The organism is Streptomyces sp. NPDC053431 (genome assembly GCF_044544925.1).
In the GTDB taxonomy this organism is placed as follows: domain Bacteria; phylum Actinomycetota; class Actinomycetes; order Streptomycetales; family Streptomycetaceae; genus Streptomyces.
The window spans coordinates 82,013-101,238 of record NZ_JBITXX010000004.1; the positions used below are offsets into that span (position 1 = coordinate 82,013).

Annotated in this window: 15 protein-coding genes; 11 read left to right on the plus strand and 4 right to left on the minus strand. The window is 73.6% G+C overall.

Annotated features, from left to right (window positions below):
• Positions 1-43: 43 nt before the first annotated feature.
• On the plus strand, positions 44-1,219 hold the full coding sequence (locus ACIGXE_RS13045; protein ID WP_399746512.1) for a glycosyltransferase: 1,176 nt from the start codon (positions 44-46) through the stop codon (positions 1,217-1,219).
• Between the two features lie 90 nt (positions 1,220-1,309).
• On the opposite strand, the gene ACIGXE_RS13050 is transcribed toward ACIGXE_RS13045, so the two are convergent.
• Both ACIGXE_RS13050 and ACIGXE_RS13055 read right to left on the minus strand, forming a co-directional pair.
• Positions 1,310-4,150 (minus strand): SpoIIE family protein phosphatase, encoded by a 2,841-nt coding sequence (locus ACIGXE_RS13050; protein ID WP_399746514.1) that lies wholly within the window; start codon positions 4,148-4,150, stop codon positions 1,310-1,312.
• A 79-nt stretch (positions 4,151-4,229) separates the two neighbouring features.
• Positions 4,230-5,579 carry a PucR family transcriptional regulator gene (locus ACIGXE_RS13055; protein WP_399746516.1) on the minus strand — a complete coding sequence of 450 codons (1,350 nt, stop codon included), beginning with the start codon at positions 5,577-5,579 and terminating at the stop codon, positions 4,230-4,232.
• A 307-nt stretch (positions 5,580-5,886) separates the two neighbouring features.
• On the opposite strand from ACIGXE_RS13055, the gene lysA reads away from it, so the two are divergent.
• The 6 genes from lysA (at position 5,887) to ACIGXE_RS13085 (ending at position 13,052) form a co-directional block, all read left to right on the plus strand.
• The gene (gene lysA / locus ACIGXE_RS13060; protein ID WP_399746518.1) at positions 5,887-7,176 is read left to right on the plus strand and encodes a diaminopimelate decarboxylase; all 1,290 of its coding nucleotides are present in this window, start codon (positions 5,887-5,889) and stop codon (positions 7,174-7,176) included.
• Between the two features lie 100 nt (positions 7,177-7,276).
• Complete coding sequence (locus tag ACIGXE_RS13065) at positions 7,277-8,032, plus strand: APC family permease (RefSeq protein WP_399746520.1); 756 nt, start codon at positions 7,277-7,279, stop codon at positions 8,030-8,032.
• 335 nt (positions 8,033-8,367) lie between these two features.
• Positions 8,368-8,901 carry a DUF6643 family protein gene (locus ACIGXE_RS13070; protein ID WP_399746522.1) on the plus strand — a complete coding sequence of 178 codons (534 nt, stop codon included), beginning with the start codon at positions 8,368-8,370 and terminating at the stop codon, positions 8,899-8,901.
• A 37-nt stretch (positions 8,902-8,938) separates the two neighbouring features.
• Positions 8,939-9,772: an MOSC domain-containing protein gene (locus tag ACIGXE_RS13075; RefSeq protein WP_399746524.1), complete on the plus strand. Its 834-nt coding sequence runs from the start codon at positions 8,939-8,941 to the stop codon at positions 9,770-9,772.
• Positions 9,773-9,927: 155 nt separating this feature from the next.
• Entirely contained in the window at positions 9,928-10,530 is a 603-nt protein-coding gene (locus ACIGXE_RS13080; RefSeq protein WP_399746526.1) for a hypothetical protein, read from the plus strand.
• A 113-nt stretch (positions 10,531-10,643) separates the two neighbouring features.
• Positions 10,644-13,052: a right-handed parallel beta-helix repeat-containing protein gene (locus tag ACIGXE_RS13085; RefSeq protein ID WP_399746528.1), complete on the plus strand. Its 2,409-nt coding sequence runs from the start codon at positions 10,644-10,646 to the stop codon at positions 13,050-13,052.
• Here the strand turns inward: ACIGXE_RS13085 and ACIGXE_RS13090 are convergent.
• Entirely contained in the window at positions 13,022-15,427 is a 2,406-nt protein-coding gene (locus tag ACIGXE_RS13090) for a hypothetical protein (protein ID WP_399746530.1), read from the minus strand. The genes ACIGXE_RS13085 and ACIGXE_RS13090 overlap by 31 nt on opposite strands.
• Before the next feature lie 165 nt (positions 15,428-15,592).
• Between ACIGXE_RS13090 and ACIGXE_RS13095 the strand changes: the two genes are divergently transcribed.
• Genes ACIGXE_RS13095 through ACIGXE_RS13105 form a run of 3 tightly spaced genes read left to right on the plus strand, consistent with a single transcriptional unit; the run spans position 15,593 to position 17,432 of the window.
• Positions 15,593-16,444, plus strand: coding sequence for a DeoR/GlpR family DNA-binding transcription regulator (locus ACIGXE_RS13095; RefSeq protein WP_399746532.1), 852 nt, complete (start codon positions 15,593-15,595; stop codon positions 16,442-16,444).
• A complete protein-coding gene (locus tag ACIGXE_RS13100; protein WP_399746533.1) occupies positions 16,441-16,875 on the plus strand; it encodes an SRPBCC family protein in 435 nt (144 codons plus the stop codon). The genes ACIGXE_RS13095 and ACIGXE_RS13100 overlap by 4 nt, the downstream gene beginning before the upstream one ends.
• 56 nt (positions 16,876-16,931) lie before the next feature.
• Positions 16,932-17,432: an SRPBCC family protein gene (locus ACIGXE_RS13105; protein WP_399746535.1), complete on the plus strand. Its 501-nt coding sequence runs from the start codon at positions 16,932-16,934 to the stop codon at positions 17,430-17,432.
• Here ACIGXE_RS13105 and ACIGXE_RS13110 read toward each other — a convergent pair.
• On the minus strand, positions 17,392-18,510 hold the full coding sequence (locus tag ACIGXE_RS13110) for a PLP-dependent cysteine synthase family protein (protein ID WP_399746537.1): 1,119 nt from the start codon (positions 18,508-18,510) through the stop codon (positions 17,392-17,394). The two genes, ACIGXE_RS13105 and ACIGXE_RS13110, sit on opposite strands and share 41 nt — an antisense overlap.
• A gap of 275 nt (positions 18,511-18,785) precedes the next feature.
• Between ACIGXE_RS13110 and ACIGXE_RS13115 the strand changes: the two genes are divergently transcribed.
• Positions 18,786-19,061, plus strand: coding sequence for a hypothetical protein (locus ACIGXE_RS13115; RefSeq protein WP_399746539.1), 276 nt, complete (start codon positions 18,786-18,788; stop codon positions 19,059-19,061).
• Positions 19,062-19,226 lie beyond the last annotated feature (165 nt).

Here is a 19,226-nt window from a genome sequence, read left to right on the forward strand (position 1 = left end):
GACGGCCCTTGATTCCCCGGCGATCTGGGGCAGACTGCGGCGAATGAGCACACTTGCCTGGATCGCGATAGCTGCTCTGGCCGTCTGGGGATGGCTCCTCCTCGGGCAGGGCTTCTTCTGGCGCACGGACCAGCGCCTGCCGGCACCGGTGGGTGCCCCGGAGAGGTGGCCGGCGGTCGTGGTGGTGGTCCCCGCGCGGGACGAGGCCGAGGTGCTGCCGCTGAGCCTGCCCTCGCTGCTCGCCCAGGACTATCCGGGGCCCGCGGAGGTGATCCTCGTGGACGACGGGAGCACCGACGGCACGGGGCGGCTCGCCGGCGAGCTCGCGCGGCGCCACGGCGGTCTGCCGCTGACGGTCGTCCGGCCGGGCGAGCCGGAGCCGGGCTGGACGGGCAAGCTGTGGGCGCTGCGGCACGGGATGGCGCTGGCACGCGCGCGTGAACCCGCGTTCCTGCTCCTCACGGACGCGGACATCGCGCACGAGCCGGACAGTCTGCGCCTGCTCGTCATGGCGGCGACGGGGCACCGGCTCGACCTCGTGTCGCAGATGGCGCGGCTGCGGGTGGCGAGCGGCTGGGAGCGGCTGATCGTGCCGGCCTTCGTCTACTTCTTCTGCCAGCTGTACCCGTTCCGCTGGGTCAACCGGCGCCGCCCGCTGGCGACGGCCGCGGCGGGCGGGTGCGTGCTGCTGCGGGCGGAGACGGCGGAGCGGGCCCGGGTGCCGGAGGCGATCCGGCAGGCGGTGATCGACGACGTGTCGCTGGCCCGTGCGGTGCGGCGGGCGGGCGGCCGGGTCTGGCTGGGGCTCGCGGACCGGGTGGACAGCATCCGCCCGTACCCGCGCCTGCACGATCTGTGGCGCATGGTGTCGCGGAGCGCGTACGCGCAGCTCCGCCACAGCCCGCTGCTGCTCGCGGGTACGGTCGCCGGGCTCGCGCTCGTCTATCTGGCGCCGCCCGTGACGCTGGTGGCGGGGCTGCTCGCGGGGGACGGCCGGGCGGCCTGGGCCGGCGGGCTCGCCTGGGCGGTGATGGCGTTCACGTATCTGCCGATGCTCCGGTACTACCGCCAGTCGCCCTGGCTCGCCCCGCTGCTGCCCTTCACGGCCCTGCTCTATCTGCTGATGACGGTGGACTCGGCCCGCCGGCACCACCAGGGCCGGGGCGCGGCCTGGAAGGGGCGCACGTACGCCCGTCCCGAGGCGGCGCCGGACCGGTGAGCGGGCTCGTTCGAGGGCGGGTCGCCCGTCCACAGAGGGCGGCGAGGAGGCCGGCCGGCGGACGGCAAGGTGGCCGACGAGCAGGCGAGGTCAGAGGGGGTCGTCGAACTGGCTGAGGAGGGCGTCGGCGAGTGCGTCTCCCCTGGCCGGCGTGGCGCCGTCGTGGAGGAGCTGTTCGCTCCAGATGACCTTGCCGCGGGCGGTGTAGCGGGTGCCCCATCGCTGCGCGAACTGGGCGACCAGGAACAGTCCGCGCCCGCCCTCGTCGGTGCTCCTGGCCCGTCGCATGCGCGGGGAGGTGTTGGACCCGTCGAACACCTCGCACGTCAGCGTGTGGTCGTACAGCAGCCGCACCTTGACCGGTGGCGCCCCGTAGCGGACGGCATTGGTGATCAGCTCGCTGAGGATCAGCTCGGTGGTGAACCCGATCTCCTCCAGGCCCCACTCCCGCAACCTGTCCCCGGCTTCGTTACGCACCGGCGCGACCGCCGCCGGGTCGGACGGCACGTCCCACTCCGCCACCTTCGAGGGCGGGAGCAACCGGGTACGTGCCACCAGAAGCGCGACGTCGTCGGACAGCCGTGCGGGCAGAGTCGCGTCGATCACCGCCTGGCAGGTCTCCTCCGGGGTGCGTTCCGCCGTTCCCTCCAAGGCCCTGTGCAGCGACTCCAGCCCGGTCTCGATGTCCCGGTCCCGGTCCTTGACCAGTCCGTCGGAGAACAGCACCAGGCGAGCGCCCTCGGGCAGGCTCAGCCGGGCGGCCTCGAAGGGGTGGCCGCCCACGCCGAGCGGCGGCGACGCCGGCACGTCCGGGTATGCGATGGTCCCGTCCGGGTGGACCACCGCGGGACCCGGGTGCCCCGCCCGGGCCACCGTGCACTGGCCCGTCACGGAGTCGTAGACCGCGTACAGACAGCTCGCCCCCGTCACCCCCTCGCTCTCCCGGTCCTCCGCGCCCTCGGCGGTGCTCTCCTCGCTGTCGATGCGGGTGACGACGTCGTCCAGGTGGGCCAACAGCTCGTCCGGCGGCAGGTCCAGAGCGGTGAAGTTCTGCACCGCGGTGCGCAGGCGACCCATCGTGGCAGCCGCGTGCAGGCCGTGGCCGACGACGTCACCGACCACCAGGGCCACGCGCGCGCCCGGCAGCGGGATGACGTCGAACCAGTCTCCGCCCACGGCCGCCTCCGCCGGCTGGTACCGCCACGCCACCTCCAGGGCGTCCTGCTCGGGCAGCCCCCGAGGCAGCAGGCTGCGCTGCAGTGTCACCGCCGTGGCGTGTTCCCGGGCGAACCGGCGGGCGTTGTCGATGGCCAGCGCCACCCGCGCCGCGAGCTCCTCCGCGAAGGAAGGGTCCTCTTCCTCGAAGGCCGGTGAATGGCCCGCCCGGTAGAAGTGCGCCATACCCAGCACCACGCCGCGCGCCTGAAGGGGCACCGTCACGAGGGAGTGGATTCCGTACTCCAGCAGCCGCCGCGTCCGGTCCCGGTCCTGTGCCTGCCACTCCTGGGCCTGCCCGAGGTCTTCCTCCAGCACCGCCCGCCCCCGGGTCAGGGCCCTCATCTGCGGCGTCGTGGGCAGAAAGGTGATCAGCTCTCCGACCGAGTAGAGCGGCAGCCCCTCCCCCATGCCGCTGATCGCCATGCGGCGCATCTGCCGCCGCGTCTCCCGCGTCGGCTCCTCTCCCCGCACCACGACGTCCAACAGGTCCACGACGGCGATGTCGGCGAAGCGCGGCACCGCCACCTCGGTCAGTTCCTGCGCCGTCCGTACCACGTCCAACGTCGTTCCGACCCTCACGCCCGCGTCGTAGAGCAGCTTCAGCCGCTCCCGCGCCATTTCGGCCCGGCCCGTGACGGCCGCCAGCTCCGTGGTGTCCCGCAAGGTCACCACCCAGCCGGGCTGGCCCCCGTACGGGGCGGTGGGACGCTTGTTCACCGCCAGCAGCCGGTCGCCGGCCAGATGCACGGCGTCCGTGACCGCGTCGCCCGACGCGAGCAGCCGCGCGGTCTCCTCGTCCAGGTCCAGTTCCCCCACCTGTCGCTGCTCCGCGTCCGCCGCCAGGCCCAGGAGCCGCTGGGCCTCGTCGTTGGCGAGCAGCAGCCGCCCGTCGGCACGGATGATCAGGACGCCCTCTCGTACGGCGTGCAGCACGGCGTCGTGGTGCTCGTACATCCGCGTCATCTCGGCCGGGGCCAAACCGTGTGTCTGCCGTCGCAGGCGCCTGGTCACCAGCGCCGTCCCGGCCGTCGACAGCGCGAGGGCGGCCAGGCCGGTGCCGATGATGATCGGCAGTTGCTGATCGAACTGACCGGAGACGTTCTTGACCGTGATCCCGGCGGACACGAGGCCGACCACCGAACCGCCGGCGTCCTTCACCGGCGCCACTGCCTGGACGGCCGTGCCCGAGGTCCCGGGCAGAGGCGGCCCGCCCGCCCGCTCGACGATGGTGCGGCCCTGAAGCGCCGGTGCGATGGTGCCGACGAACTTCTTCCCGATGTATCGAGGATCGGGGTACGTGAGCCGCACCCCATTCGTGTCCATGACAATCATGAAGTCCACGCCCACCTTCTTCCGGGTCGCTTCCGCGCTCGGCTGCAGCAGCGCGGTCGGGTGGGCGCTCTTCAAGGCCGCGGCCGTACCCGGGGCATTCGCGAACGACTCGGCCGCGGTCACGGACACGCGCTCCGCCTCCCGCGTGTTGTCGCGCGTCACCTGGACCGCCAGGGCCGCCACCCAGGCCACGACAAGAAGCACCACGATCAGGACCTGCAGCGCGAACACCTGTCCGGCGGCACTGTGGATGTTCAGCGCGAACCTCCGTGCCGAACCGGGCCCGGGGGACCGCCCCGCCCCCGAGCCGACCGCGAGGCGCCCCCGCCTCCTGGGCGCGTCGTGCGGCGAGTTCCGGTTTGACCGGAAAGGCACCTTCATAGGTCATTCCTAACACCCGGCTCCCCGTGAGCCCAGCCAGGCCTGATGCCCCTCGGCGCGCAGGCCGCGGCGTACCGGCTCAGTGGTGGGTGCCGATGCGCAGCTGGAGCCAGCAGGAGAGGCGGTCGTCCGGGTCTTCCAGATCGAGGCCGAAGAGCTCCCGAACGCGGCGCAGCCGGTACTTGAGGGTGTTCTGGTGGACCGTCAGGCGGCGCGCGGCCTCGCCCACGTTGCCGACCGCGTCCAGCCAGGCCGTCACCGAGGCCGCGTAGTGGGTGTGATGAGAGCGGTCGTGCTCCAGCATGGCCTCGACGCCCGGGTGGCGCAGCCGTGGCCGGCGGTCGAGTTCGTCCGCGATGCGGGCGAGGAGCACCCGGGCGTGCACCTCGGTCAGCCCGGCGACGTCCGGGGCGGCCGGGTCGGCGGCCGTGACGCGGAGCACGTCGTCGCATTCCGCTCGCAGCTCCGGCAGTTCGGCCAGACTCCCGGCGGGGCGGCTGACCGCTGCGCGCAACCGCGCCGAAGAACGGGGCCGGGCCGTCACCGCGACGGCCTGAGCGGCCAGCCGCCGGGCCGTTTCGGTGTCGTCGCCCGGCAGGAGCGTGTATACGGCACGCGGTCCGGTGGCGACCGCGGCGGCAGGGCGTACGGCCGCCCAGTGCCGGCCCAGATCGGCGCCCAGGCGGGCCAGCCTGGCGCCCGAGTCGGTATCCGTACCCGAGCCCGTACCCGTACCCGTATCCGCGATCGCGCCCGGCACCGCCCTTCGGTCGGCGTCCGCGCTCCCGTCCCCCTCCCCGCCCCCGGCCGCTCCCGCCCGGGCCGTGGCGCCTGTCGGGGCGAAGGCCAACAGGGTCACCCGGGCGCGCGTCGGCAGACCGAGCCGGTACGCCGTCTCCTCCGCGGGGCTCGTGCCGTCGAGAGCGGCGCGCAGCGCCTGCTCGCGGGCTTGCAGCTCCAGGGCCGCCGCGCCGCGGCGGCGCAGCATGTGCAGGGCCGCCGTCCGGGCACCGTCCAGCAGCACCCGTTCCCCCGCCTCCTCCAGCGGCAGCCGGTCCACGAGGGCCCAGATGGTGCCCAGCGGCAGGTCCCCGGCCCGCACGGCGACCGCGGCGCGCGGCAGCTCGTCCTCGGCCAGCGGCAGCAGTGACACGACACCCGGCGCGGCGAGCACCTGCCGGTACTGGCGCAGCTGCCCCTCGGCCTGCTCCCGCGGCTGGTCGGGCACCCGGCGGCCGAGGATGCCCTGGCGGCGCAGCTCGTCGATGTGCTGGCCGGGCAAGGTCGAGTACGCCAGGACACGCGTGTCGAGGTCCTCGATGGCCGTCGAACCGCCGATGACCGCGGCGATGGCGTCGGCGAGTGCGAAGAGCTCCTCACCGGTACCGTCGCCGCCCCGCTCGCCACTTGGCGTATCCGACAAGGTCATGCGCGAAGTGTAGGCGGTCGCGCCAAAGCTCCGGCGAGAAGCGGGCCCCAGCATGGTGCCACCGACCCCCGCCGGGTCCCGGACCGATCACCGGGACGGCGCGGGGGCCGGCGCATCCCGTCGCCGGCCGCACCGCATCCCAGGCAGCGGCACCGCTTCCGGTCAAAGCCGCACCGCATCCCCAGGCAGCGGCGCCGCGTCCGGTCGGGACCGCGCCGCATCCCCAGCAGTGGCACCGCTTCCGTCCGGAACCGCACCGCACCGCACGGCGGCCGGCCCCCACCACCTCGGACCCCTCGGAGGAACCATGACCACCCCGGTCGCACCCACCGCCCCGCCCTCGCAAGAGGCGCTGCTCGGACTCTTTCCCCCAGGCACCGCGCTCGACCGGGACGGCACGCTCGTGATCGGCGGCTGTCGGGTGACCGAGCTCGCGGACGTCTACGGAACCCCCGCGCTGCTCGTCGACGAGACGGCCCTGCGCGCCCGTGCCCGCCGGTACGTGGACGGACTCGCCGCCCGGTGGCCCGCCTCGCGGGTGGCGTTCGCCTCCAAGGCCTTCCCCTGTACCGCCGTTTACCGGCTGCTGGCCGAGGAGGGGCTCAGCATCGACGTCGCGGGCGGCGGCGAGCTGACCCTGGCCCTGGCCGGCGGGGTGGACCCGGCCTCCCTGGTGGTGCACGGCAACGCCAAGACGGAGGCCGAACTCCGGCTGGCCGTGGACGCGGGAGCGGGTCTGATCGTCGTGGACAACTTCGACGACATCGACCGCCTGGAGCGGATCGTGCCTGCCGGCGCCCAGCAGGCCGTGCTCGTACGGGTCACTCCCGGGATCCGCCCCGACACCCACGCCGCGGTCGCCACCGGCCAGGAGGGATCGAAGTTCGGCCTCGGTCTGTCCCAGGCCAGGCAGGCCATCGCCCGTCTCCGGGCGAGCAGCACCCTGCGGCTTGACGGAGTGCACGTCCACATCGGCTCGCAGATCCTCGACACCGAGCCGTTCGCCCGGGCGGTGGAGGCGGTCGCGGACCTCGGCGCCTTCGCCGTCTACGACCTCGGCGGCGGGCTGGGCGCCCGCTACACCTACCAGGACCGGCCGCCCGGCATCGAGGAGTACCTGGACACGCTGACGGCGGCGGCCCGGAGGGTGCTGCCGGCCGAGGCGCAGATCATCATCGAGCCGGGACGTTCCATGGTGGCCGAGACCGGAGTGAGCCTCTACCGTGCCACGACCGTCAAGCACGGCGACCCGACCTTCGTCGCCGTGGACGGCGGCATGGGCGACAACCTCGAAGTCGCCCTGTACGGTCAGCGGTTCGAGGCGACCGTCGCCACTCGGGTGGGTGGCGGAGATCCCTGCCAACTCGTCGGCCGCCACTGCGAGTCCGGCGACACACTCAGCGCCGGTGTGCCCCTGCGCGACCCGCGCCCCGGCGACCTGATCGCCGTCCCCGCCACCGGCGCGTACTGCTACTCGCTGAGCAACAACTACAACGGCGCGCTGCGCCCGCCCGTCGTCTTCTGCCGGGACGGCGAGGCACGGGCCGTCGTGCGCCGGGAGACCTACGCGGACCTGCTGCGCCGCGACCTGCCCTGAGCCCCGGCGGCCCCGTCCCCGCGCCGCGTCGGGGCCGCCATGCCCTCGGCCCGCCCGAGCCCTGACCTCCCCCCGCGTCCCCTCACCTCTGGAGAGTCCGATGTCAGCACGGCCGACCCTGCGTCAGCAGCTGGTCAGACGAAAGCCCTTGGAGTCCTTCGAGCCGGACTCGACCACCGGCGGCGGACTGCGCCGCACCGTCGGCGCGTTCCAGCTCACGATGATCGGCATCGGTGCCACCATCGGCACCGGCATCTTCTTCCTGCTGGGCGCGGCCGTTCCGGAAGCCGGCCCGGCCGTGATCGTCTCCCTGGCCGTCGCGGCGGCCGCGGCGGCCCTGACCGCCCTCTGCTACGCCGAACTGGCCTCGGCCGTACCGGTGTCAGGCTCCTCGTACTCCTACGCGTACGCCACGCTGGGCGAGTTCGCCGCCTGGGCCGTGGGCTGGTGCCTGCTGCTGGAGTACGCGGTCTCCGGTGCCGCGATCGCGGTGAGCTGGGGCCAGTACCTCAACGACCTCACCGACCTCACCAGCATGGGCACGCTGGCGGCCTTCGCCGTGGTCTCGCTCGGCGTGCTGATCCTCCGCCGCACCGCCCCCGACCTGGAACGCCGCTTCCGGGTGCCCGGCCATCCGGTGATCCCTGTGCTCTCGATCCTGGCCTGCGTCTGGCTGATGTACGAACTGCCTACCGACACCTATGTGTTGTTCGGCGGATGGCTCGCCGTGTCGGTGACGGTGTACCTGCTCTACAGCCGCAGGAACTCCCGGCTCGAGGCCGACGCCGATCGGATTCGCCGTTCCGCACAGCCGCTGCGGCGGCGATCGGAGCAATCCCGCGGTACACCCCGGTGAAGTCGACGAAACGCGTCCTCGTCATGGGCCGTGCCCGCGCGCACGCCCCTCGAAGGCGTCGGACACACCGCTGTTACGGTCGGTAATACAGCGATAATCCTGAGTTTCGACGGTTCAAGATCGAAAACCATCCGCCCTGGGCAACCCGGATGACGTCACCCGGGTTGCCCGTCCGCCGTTTCCCCTCGACCCCTGCGGCCGGCAGTGAAAAGCCCTCTCCGTTAACGCAGCCTTTAACAATGTTTTAGCAGGTCAGGCCGACAAAAACAGCGTAAATCGGATGACCCGAAGATGGGGGCTCCCCAACCAGCACATCGTGGGCTTAACTTATGGCCATGACCTCCCCGCGCTCCACCTACGGAGGCGGTTACTACACCGCGCCGTCGTTCCCCGACACCCCTATCTACGACTCCCTCGTCGCAGAGCGGGGCACGCCTCAGATCGCCCCGATCCGAGTGCCCTCCGCGTACGACTCCGGCAGCGGCTTCTCCGGAAGCAGCAGCTACCTGCCGGCGCTGCCCGCGGCCCTGCCCGCCCTCCCGGCGGCGCCCACCCCCCAGCCCGCCCCCTCCTACGGCGGCCACGGCGGCTACGGCTATCCGCAGCCCGCCCCGCAGATGGCCCCGGCCGCGCACATGGCCCCGGCGACTCAGCTGATGGCCCCCGTGCCGCTGCAGCAGGCGCCGACGCCGTACATCCCGCAGCAGCCCGCCGCCCCGCGCGGCTATCCGGGACCGCAGGCTCCGCAGCAGCCGCGCCCGGTGGCCACCGGGTACGAGGCGATGCGCCCGGCGGCCGCACGGCCGGCCCCGGCGCCCGCGGCGTACGACGACCCGTACAACCGCCCCTACCAGGGCCGCGGATACTGATCTACGGATCGGGCGGGGCGACTGGCAGGATGAGGGCATGCCAATTCCTGTCTTGCAATCCGTCCATGTCCACCCGGTCAAAGCACTGCGCGGGTTCTCACCCGTCGAAGCGGAGGTCCAGCCATGGGGACTGGCCGGTGACCGCCGCTGGGCCGTCGTGGACACCGCGGGCAAGGTCGTGACCCAACGCCAGCACGCACGGCTGGCGTTGGCGTCCGCCGCTCCGGCGGAGAACGGCGCGATCACGCTGTCCGCGCCCGGCCGGGCACCGCTGACGGTGGAGGTGCCGCGCCCGTCCGCCGCGCACGGCACGATCCCGGTGGACGTCTTCGGCACCGTCGTGGAGGCGGTTCCGGCGGATCCCGCGGCGGACGCGTGGTTCAGCGCCTATCTCGACAGCGACGTCCGCTTCACGCACATGGACGACCCGGCCCACCGGCGTCCCATCGACCCCGAGTACGCGCTGCCCGGCGAGACCGTGAGCTTCGCCGACGGCTATCCGCTGCTCGTCACCACCACCTCCTCGCTCGACGCCCTCAACTCCCTCATCGCCCAGGGCGATCACCCCGACGAGGCCCCCCTGCCCATGAACCGTTTCCGGCCCAACGTGGTCGTCGACGGCACCGCGCCCTGGGCGGAGGACGGCTGGCGGCGGCTCTCCATCGGCGACGTCGTCTTCCGCGTCGCCAGGTCCTGCGGCCGCTGTGTGGTCACGACCACCGACCAGGGGACGGCGGAGCGGGGCAAGGAGCCCCTGCGCACCCTGGCCCGGCACCGGAAGGTCGGCAGCAGCCTGGTCTTCGGCCAGAACCTGGTGCCCGAGCACCGGGGGATCATCCGGGTCGGCGACCCGGTCAAGATCCTCGACTGACGCCCGCGGCACCGGCGCGCCCGCACCTCTCCCCCGAGCCGGCCGGAATTTCTCCCGACAGGCGCGGAACCCACCCCCGGGGGACACTCGTTGGAAGAGCGGTAACCGCCGAGGGGCCCGTCCCGGGCCGTCGACGAGACGAGGGGGTGCGGAGCGTGCGTGCAGTTGCCGGACTCTGGCGCTGGCGACACAATCCCCTGCGCCGGACCACGGACCTGGTCGAGGCCTGGGTCGCGCTGACGGCCGCCGTCCTGCTCTGCCTGGCCGTGCCGCTGGCCGGCTGGGCCGCCGGTGCCTCCGCGAACGCCTCGCTGCAGCAGTCCGTCCGCGCGCAGCAGCGGGAGCGCGTCCCGACGGTCGCCCGGGTGGTGCGGAGCGCCGACCCGGCCGGGGAGCGGAGCGCGGAGCTGGCCGGGGAGCAGCGGCTGAGACCTGCCGTCGTGGCCGACTGGACCGCCCCGGACGGCAGTCGCAGGACCGGCACCGTGACCACCAGCCGGGAGCACGCGCGCCCCGGTGACATGTTCCCGCTGTACACCGACCGGACCGGCCGGGCCGTGACGCCGCCGATGGCCGCCGGGACCGCCCGGGCGCACGCCCTGATCGCCGGGCTCACCGTCGCGCTGCTCGTCGCCCTCCTGATCGAGACCGCCCGGCGGACGGTCGTACACCGGCTGGTACAGCGGCGGTACGCACGTCTCGACCGCGCCTGGGCCCAGGTCGGTCCCGACTGGGGGCGTACGGGGACGGGCAGCTGACGCCGTGACGGAGGACGGGGGCGACCCGTCAACCCGGCGGCGCCGCGCGCGCTACGGTGGGGCATTCGGATCAGGTTCGGCGTCGACGCACGAGGCGGGGGCAGAGCACACCCATGGCACAGGGCACGGTCCAGGTGACGCACACCGGCACATCGCGGTGGCGGCGCCGCACGGGCGAGTACGCCTCTCTCGCCGCCGCCCTGGAGGCCGCGGGCGACGGTGACGTCCTCACCGTGGCCCCCGGCACGTACCGGGAGAACCTCGTGGTCCAGCGGGCGGTCACGCTGCGCGGCGGCGACGGGGCCGTCGGCTCGGTGCGCATCGCGCCCGTGGACGGCGTGCCGCTGACCGTACGGGCCTCGGCCACGCTGCAGGACCTGCACATCGAGGGGCAGGACGCGGCCGCGCCCGCGCTGCTCGTCGAGGACGGCACGCCCGAGCTGTTCGACCTGCGGATCGTGACCCGCTCGGCCGCCGGCATCGAGGTGCGGGGCGCGGCGCGGCCGACCGTCCGCCGGGCGACGGTCGACAATCCGGCAGGCGTCGGCATCGCCGTACTCGACGGTGCCGGCGGGGTGTTCGAGGACTGCGAGATCGTCTCGGCCGGGCAGGCGGGGGTCTCGGTGCGGGGCGGCGCCCACCCACGGCTCGAACGGTGCCGGGTGCACCACGCCTCGGGCGCCGGGATCAGCGTCAACGGCGAGGGCAGCGGCCTCGAGGGCATCGGCTGCGAGGTGTACGAGATCAAGGGCACGGGTCTGCAGATCGCGGCCCGGGCCACCGCGCACCTGAGCGACTCGACCGTGCACCGGACCTCCACCGACGGCGTCACGCTCGACACGGACGCGGTGCTGACGCTCTCCGACTGCGACATCCACGACATCCCGGAGAACGCGGTCGACCTGCGGTCCCGGTCGGTCCTGACGCTGACCCGTTCGGCGGTGCGGCGCTTCGGGCGCAACGGCCTGTCGGTGTGGGACCCGGGGACCCGCGTGGACGCCAACCAGTGCGAGATCCACGACAGCACGGGCGACTACCCGGCCGTCTGGGTGAGCGACGGGGCGACCGCCGTGCTCGACTCGTGCCGGGTGCACGACGTGCCCGACGCGCTGTTCGTGCTGGACCGCGGTTCACGGGCGGACGTCGTCGACAGCGACCTGTCGCAGGTGCGCAACACGGCCGTGTCGGTCAGCGACGGAGCCACCGCGCAGCTGGACGACTGCCGGATCCGGGAGGCGTCGACGGGTGCCTGGTTCCGGGACCACGGCAGCGGCGGCACGCTCGGCGGGTGCACCATCGACGCCGTGCAGACGGGGGTGATCGTCACCAAGGGCGCCGATCCGACGATCGAGCGGTGCACGGTCACCTCGCCCGCGGAGGCCGGGTTCTACGTGTCCGCGGAGGGCCGCGGCTCCTTCCACGGCTGCCGGGTGACGGGCAGCGGCGGCTACGGCTTCCACGTCATGGACGGCTGCCGTACGACGCTGCGCAAGTGCCGTACGGAGCGGTGCGCCCGCGGCGGCTACGAGTTCCCCGAGGAGGGGCCGGTCGCCGAGGACTGCACCAGTGACGAGAGCCAGGTGCGTTCCCGCCCGGCGCCCGAGCCGGGCAGCGTGCTGACCGCGACGCAGCCGGGCGGACTGCTCGGCACGGTGCCCGCGCCCCGCGCCCCCGCCGTGGCGCCGCCGGCCGCGCCGGAGCCGGTGGCGGCGCGCTCCTCGCACGAGGTGCTCGGCGAACTCGACGCGCTGGTGGGCCTGGAGAGCGTCAAGCACGAGGTGAAGACCCTCACCAACATGATCGAGGTGGGCCGCCGGCGTCAGGAGGCGGGCCTCAAGGTGGTGTCCGCGCGCCGCCATCTCGTGTTCACCGGCAACCCGGGCACCGGCAAGACGACGGTGGCGCGGCTGTACGGCGAGATCCTGGCGTCCCTGGGTGTCCTGGAACGCGGTCATCTGGTGGAGGTGTCCCGGGTCGACCTGGTCGGGGAGCACATCGGCTCGACGGCGATCCGTACCCAGGAGGCCTTCGAGCGGGCCCGTGGCGGTGTCCTGTTCGTGGACGAGGCGTACGCGCTGTCCCCGGAGGACTCGGGGCGGGACTTCGGCCGCGAGGCGATCGACACGCTGGTGAAGCTGATGGAGGACCACCGGGACGCGGTCGTGGTGATCGTCGCCGGGTACACGGCGGAGATGGATCGCTTCCTGACCGTCAACCCCGGTGTGGCGTCCCGCTTCTCACGGACCATCTCCTTCTCTGACTACGTGCCGGAGGAGCTGCTGCGGATCGTGGAGCAGCAGGCGGAGGAGCACGAGTACCGGCTGGCCTCCGGCAGCGGCGAGGCCCTGCTCAAGTACTTCACGGCGTTGCCGAAGGGCCCGACCTTCGGCAACGGGCGTACGGCGCGCCAGACCTTCGAGTCGATGGTGGAGCGGCACGCGGGGCGGGTCGCCGCGCTCGCGGAGCCGAGCACGGACGACCTGTCCCTGCTCTATCCGGAGGATCTGCCCGAACTCCCCTGAGGGACGGCGTCGTTGTCGCGCTGGCGGGGCAGCGGGGGCGGCAGCCGGTCGAGCAGTGCGGCGCGGGCGGCGGCGAAGGCCGGGTCGGCCTGGTAGTCGGAGTGCCCCAGGATCGGTTCGGGCAGCGGGTGGGCGCGGGTGCGCCCGTACGCGACGGGGTCGAGGAGCTCGGGCCGGTCGACGGCCGGCCGGTCGCCCTCGGCGGGGAGCCGGACGGGGCCGCCGATGGGGTCGGTGGCCCGGTAGAGGTTGCTCCAGCAGTGCACGGTGCGGTGCAGTCCGCGCAGTGACTCGGGGCCGAAGTAGGCGGGGAACCAGCGCCCGTAGAGGCGTTCGAGCGGCGAGCCGTAGGTGAGCAGCGCGACCCGGCCGCGGGTGGCGGGCGGCAGCTGCCAGACCGCGGCGGCGGCGAGGACGCTGCCCTGGGAGTGGCCGGAGATGACGAGCCGCCCGCCGGTCTGCCGGGTCCAGGAGCTCATCCGCCAGGTGAGGTCGGGGACGGCCCGTTCGGCGTAGCAGGGCGGGGCGAAGGGGTGGGCGGCGCGCGGCCAGAAGGTGCCGACGTCCCACAGGATGCCGATGGTGCGGCGTGCGGACGGGTCCTTGTAGGCGCGGCGGCCCCAGGTGACGAAGAGCAGGAAGCCGAAGCCGATCATCCAGGAGCCGAGGGCCTGGGCGGCGGTGGCGGCGGAGGCGATCGCGGGATGGGCGCCGTCGAAGGCGCGCCCGGGCACGTTGCCGCTGGCCCAGGCACCCGCGACGGAGGCAGCGCCGAGGAGGAGGGTGGCCCCGGAGACGACGCCGACGAGGACGGGCGCGGAGTCGGTGAGTCCGGCGCGGGCCCGGCCGGCCGCGATCTGGTCGGTGCGCAGCCGGTCGGGGTCCTCGGCGCCGTAGGCGGCGTCGACGGCCGGGCGGAGGCGGCGGCCGGTGAGCACGGTGCGGGCGACGAGCAGCGCGGTCGGTACGAGGAGCAGCAGGAGCAGCACCGGGATGACGGAGGCCTGCCAGCTGAGCAGGACGGGCGGTCCGGTGATGAGGCCGTCGCCGGTGCCGGGGGTGCCGGATCCGTCGAGCCAGTCGGCGACCCGCTGCGCGACGCCGCCGGACATGACGCCGCCGAGGGCGCAGGCCAGCATGGCGGTGGCGGGTCCGCCGAGCCCGTGGAGGGCGGTGCGCGGGTCGCGGCGGGGGCGGTGGAGGAGCAGGGCGACCACCCCGAGGGCCACGACGAGCGCGCCCTGGGCGACGGTGAGGCTGCCGAAGACGGCGTCACCGGGCAGGGTGCCGGTGGAGCGCCAGCCGGGGCGGGACCAGGCGGTGTGCACGGCGGTGAGGGCGAGCAGCAGCAGGGCGGACGCGGGCAGCCAGGAAACGAGCGCGCGTTCGACGCGCAGGTCGAGCCGCCGCTCGCTGCGGCCGCGGCGGCAGACCACCCACAGCACGAGGACGGCGAGGACCGCCGCGGCGCCCTGGAGGAGCAGGCCCAGGACTTCGCCCGGCGAGCCGGGGGCGGTGTGGTCGTGTCCGGCGGTGGCCACGGTGAGCACAGCGGTGACGGTGAGGAAGCCGGCGGCGGTGTGGGCGGCGCGCAGCCGGGCGACGAGCCGGCGCCCGTACCAGAAGCCGGGCCGGCCGAGCGCGGGGCGCTGTTCGACGGGGGTGGCCCCGGTGGGGCTGGTGGCGTCGGCGGCCTCCGTGTCGGACTCGGGTCCCCGGGGGTCCGTGGGCTCGGTGTCGTAGCCGGTGGGCGGGCGCTGGGCCTCGTAGGCGCTCCAAGTGCGGTTGGACAGGTACCAGAGCAGTCCGACGAGGGCGGTGGGGACGAGGGCGGCGAGGGTGAGGCGGCGGCCGGGCTGGGACCACCAGCCGCCGCGCTCGGCGGAGAGGAAGCCGAGCCAGGAGCGCTGCCCGGCGCAGGGGCCGGAGCCCGCGCACTGCCAGGCCGTCAGGTCGAGGGCGACCTCGCAGGCGGCGGCGGTGAGCAGGACGGTGAGGGTGAGCGCGACGAGCCGGACGAGGACGCCGTAGAGCCGCACGAGTCCGGCGCGGCCCTCGGTGGGCGGGCGCATCCAGTGGGCGAGGTTGGCGACCATGAACGGCAGGAGCAGCAGCCACAGGGCGCGGGCGCCGTTGCCGGAGGTCAGGTTGGACCAGCAGTAGGCCTCCGGGACGGGGCCGTCGGCGTACCGCTCGGGGTGCTCCTCGGCGTCGACGTCGTCCCGGCGGCGGTGCATCGCGGCCGTCCTGTCGCCCGTGACCCGCACCGTGCGCGGGTCGTCGAGCATGTCGGCCGCGGTGGCTCCGCCCACGCCGTGGACGAGCAGTTCGAGCGCCGCACCCCCGGTCGTCGGATCGGGTGTGGCAGGGGACACTTCGGGGGCTCGCTCTCTGAGTGGGAGGATCTGGGGTGGGAGGATGCGACGGCGGGCACCAGGATCGCGGACGGCCGTGCCCCATGGCAGGGTCCTCACCGAATCCGACGCCTCTTTACGCCTTTACCCCGTTTCATGTCTCCTTCGAAAGGACCGGCCCCGGCGGTGAGTGACAATCAGAACCTCCTCGCGGAGCAGCGGCGCGCCCTGATTCTCGACGAGGTGCGCCGGCGTGGAGGTGTCCGGGTCAACGAGCTGACCCGGCGTCTCAACGTCTCCGACATGACCGTGCGCCGGGACCTGGACACGCTGGCCCGGCAGGGCATGGTGGCGAAGGTGCACGGCGGGGCGGTGCCGGTGGTGGAGGCGAGCACGCACGAGCCGGGCTTCGAGGCGAAGTCGGCGCTGGAGCTGGGCGCCAAGGAGGAGATCGCGCGGGCGGCGGCGGCGATGGTGCGGCCGGGGACGGCGATCGCCCTGTCGGGCGGCACGACGACGTACGCGCTGGCACGGCACCTGCTCGACGTGCCGGATCTGACGGTGGTGACGAACTCGGTCCGGGTCGCGGACGTGTTCTACGAGGCGCAGTACGCGGGTTCCGGCGGCGAGGCCCGGCCGGGGGCGGCGACGGTGGTGCTCACGGGCGGGGTACGGACGCCGTCGGACGCCCTGGTGGGCCCGGTGGCCGACCAGGCGATCCGGTCGCTGCACTTCGACGCGCTGTTCCTCGGGGTGCACGGCATCTCGGTGGAGGCGGGTCTGTCGACGCCGAACCTGGCGGAGGCGGAGACCAACCGGCGGCTGGTGCGCTCGGCGCGCCGGGTGGTGGTGGTCGCGGACCACACCAAGTGGGGCACCGTGGGCCTCAGTTCGTTCGCGACGCTGGACGAGGTGGACACGCTGGTGACGGACCGGGGGTTGTCGCCGCGGGTGCGCGAGGAGATGGCGGAGCATCTGCCGGGGCTCGTGGTGTCGGGCGAGGAGGGACCGGAAGGCGACGCGGAGGAGCCGGCGTGAGCAGGTTCCGGCTGGAGCGGGCCGTGGCACTGCCGCCAGCGGAGGTGTGGCGTCGGCTGACGGACTGGCCGGCGCACGGCGAGCGTGTGCCGTTCACCCGCACGACGGTGCTGACGCCGGGTCCGAACGGCGTGGGCACCCGGTTCACGGCGCGGACGGGCCTGGGCCGCCTCACGTTCGACGACCCCATGGAAGTGGTGCGTTTCGAGCCGCCGGGGCCGGATCGGCCGGGTGTGTGCCGGCTCGTGAAGCACGGCCGCGCGGTGCGCGGCTGGGCAGTGTTCGAGGTGCTCGGCGAGGGCGCGGGGAGCCGTGTGCGGTGGACGGAGGAACTGCGGCTGTGGGGGGTCCCGGCCGCGCTCGACCCCGTGCTGTCGGCGGCGGGGCGGCTGGTGTTCGGCCGGGCGCTGGACGGACTGCTGCGTAACTGATGGGTTGTCAGTTACGGTGGACGCGCCCACGATCCGCCCGACGGGAGGAACGGCCCATGGCACGCCGACTCCGGCCGGTGGAGCTCGACTTCACCGAGTCCGCGCCCCTGCGCCTCGTGTTCAGCACCGAACTGGCCGCCCCGCCTCCGGCCGTCTACCGGTCGCTCGCGGTCGAACTGGCGAGTACGCCCGCGTGGTTCACGGCCGTCGCGGCCGCGGCGCCGATCGACGGCGGCGCCGGGCGGACGATACGCCTGCGGGGCGGGGTCCGGTTCCGCGAGACGATCCTGGCGACCGTCCCGTCGACCCGCTACGCCTACCGGGTCGACGAGACCAACGCGCCCGGCCTGTCCGCCCTCCTGGAGGAGTGGGCGCTCTCCCCCGCCGGAGCCGGCACGCGGGTCCGCTGGACCATGGCGCTCGACGGGAACGGCGCCTGCCGGCTCGCGATGCGGCTGGCCCGGCCCGGCGTCGGCCGGTCCTTCCGGGACGCGATGCGCAACCTGGACCGGCGGCTCACTCCGGCCAGGCTCCCGTCGCCAGGAACCGGTCGATAGTCGCCGCGTACGGCGCGATGTCGAGGCCCTGCGAGGCCAGCCACTCGTCGGAGTAGTACTTGTCGAGGTAGCGCTCGCCGCCGTCGCAGATCAGGGTGACGACGCTGCCGGTGCGGCGCTCGGCGACCATCTCGGCGACGATCTTCAGCGCGCTCCACAGGCCGGTGCCGGTGGAACCGCCCGCCTTGCGCCCGATCGCGGTCTCCAGGGCGCGGACGGCGGCCATGCTCGCGGCGTCGGGCACCTTCATCATGCGGTCGATGGCGCCGGGGACGAAGCTGGGCTCCATCCGGGGCCGCCCGATGCCCTCGATGCGGGAGCCGCAGTCGCTGGTGGCGTCCGGGTCGTGGTGGGTCCAGCCGTCGAAGAAACAGGAGTTCTCGGGGTCGGCGACGCAGACGCGGGTGTCGTGCTGCATGTAGTGCACGTAGCGGGCGATGGTGGCCGAGGTGCCGCCGGTGCCGGCCGTGGCGACGATCCAGGCGGGCTCGGGGTAGCGCTCCAGCTTCAGCTGCTGGTACATCGACTCCGCGATGTTGTTGTTGCCCCGCCAGTCGGTGGCGCGCTCGGCGTACGTGAACTGGTCCATGTAGTGGCCGCCGGTGCGCACGGCGAGCGCGGCGGCCTCCTCGTACATGGTGCGCGAGTCGTCCACGAAGTGGCACTGACCGCCGTGGAACTGGATCAGCCGGCACTTCTCGGGGCTGGTGGTGCGGGGCATGACGGCGATGAAGGGGACGCCGATCAGCTTGGCGAAGTACGCCTCGGAGACGGCGGTCGAACCGCTGGAGGCCTCGATGACGGGCGCGCCGGGCCGGATCCAGCCGTTGCACAGGCCGTACAGGAACAGCGAGCGGGCGAGCCGGTGCTTGAGGCTGCCGGTGGGGTGGGTGGACTCGTCCTTGAGGTAGAGGTCGATGCCCCAGCTCTCGGGCAGCGGGAAGCGCAGCAGATGGGTGTCGGCCGAGCGGTTGGCGTCGGCGTGGACCTTACGGACGGCTTCCTTCAGCCAGGAGCGGTACTCGGCGTCGCTGCGGTCGACGTCGACGGTAGCCATCGGGCTTGCGGTGCTGGTCATGCGTGCGTGCCTCTTCTCGTGCTGCCCAGGGGGGTCGCCCACGGGGTTGCCCACTCCTCGACAATACCGCTCTCACCTGGGCAAACGTTCCCTTTGAGGGTCCATAGGAGTGCCTTGCAGACGGCGTGGAAAGAGGTGTGAAGGGGGCTTTCCTGCACCGCTCGGAGGGCCCCTTCGGAGCGGGCTCCGGCGCGCGTCCGGCGCCGTTCTGGTGTCGGGGGCCGGAGCCCGGCACACTGGGGAACAGGCAGTCTGCGCGAAGGGGGCGGAGCACCATGTCGGAGCCCGAGTTCACGGCCACCGGGGTACGGATCGACCGCTGGCCCCGGTCGCTGACCCGCGCCGGCGAGGTACGCATCGAGGACGGGCGGCTGTCCCTGCTGACCAGTTACGGCAGCGAGATCGACAGCGCGCCGCTGGGCAAGGTGCGGGCGGGCCGGCCGTGGTTCGCGAAGTCGGACGAGGCGGTGGCGACGGTGAACGGCACGCGCTACCGCATCTCGGGCTCGGGGCGGCTGCTGGAAGCGCTGAAGAAGGCCACGAAGGCCTGAACGGGGGGCCTGAGCAGAGGCCCTGAGCAGGGCCTGAGCAGAAGACCTGGGCTAGGGGCGCGGGCGGAGGCCTGGGCTAGGGGCGCGGCGGAGGCCTGGGCTGAGCGCGGGCAGAAGGCCTGGGGAAAGGGCGCGGGCAGCCTAGGCAAAGGGCGCGGGCAGAGG

What these genes read in the sequence shown, in the direction of transcription:
- ACIGXE_RS13070 (WP_399746522.1), top strand. Translation starts at nt 8,368, where the DNA reads ATGACCTCCCCGCGCTCCACCTACGGAGGCGGTTACTACACCGCGCCG.
- ACIGXE_RS13050 (WP_399746514.1), bottom strand. Translation starts at nt 4,150, where the DNA reads ATGAAGGTGCCTTTCCGGTCAAACCGGAACTCGCCGCACGACGCGCCC.
- ACIGXE_RS13075 (WP_399746524.1), top strand. Translation starts at nt 8,939, where the DNA reads ATGCCAATTCCTGTCTTGCAATCCGTCCATGTCCACCCGGTCAAAGCA.
- ACIGXE_RS13105 (WP_399746535.1), top strand. Translation starts at nt 16,932, where the DNA reads ATGGCACGCCGACTCCGGCCGGTGGAGCTCGACTTCACCGAGTCCGCG.
- lysA (WP_399746518.1), top strand. Translation starts at nt 5,887, where the DNA reads ATGACCACCCCGGTCGCACCCACCGCCCCGCCCTCGCAAGAGGCGCTG.
- ACIGXE_RS13115 (WP_399746539.1), top strand. Translation starts at nt 18,786, where the DNA reads ATGTCGGAGCCCGAGTTCACGGCCACCGGGGTACGGATCGACCGCTGG.
- ACIGXE_RS13085 (WP_399746528.1), top strand. Translation starts at nt 10,644, where the DNA reads ATGGCACAGGGCACGGTCCAGGTGACGCACACCGGCACATCGCGGTGG.
- ACIGXE_RS13045 (WP_399746512.1), top strand. Translation starts at nt 44, where the DNA reads ATGAGCACACTTGCCTGGATCGCGATAGCTGCTCTGGCCGTCTGGGGA.
- ACIGXE_RS13110 (WP_399746537.1), bottom strand. Translation starts at nt 18,510, where the DNA reads ATGACCAGCACCGCAAGCCCGATGGCTACCGTCGACGTCGACCGCAGC.
- ACIGXE_RS13055 (WP_399746516.1), bottom strand. Translation starts at nt 5,579, where the DNA reads ATGACCTTGTCGGATACGCCAAGTGGCGAGCGGGGCGGCGACGGTACC.
- ACIGXE_RS13065 (WP_399746520.1), top strand. Translation starts at nt 7,277, where the DNA reads ATGTCAGCACGGCCGACCCTGCGTCAGCAGCTGGTCAGACGAAAGCCC.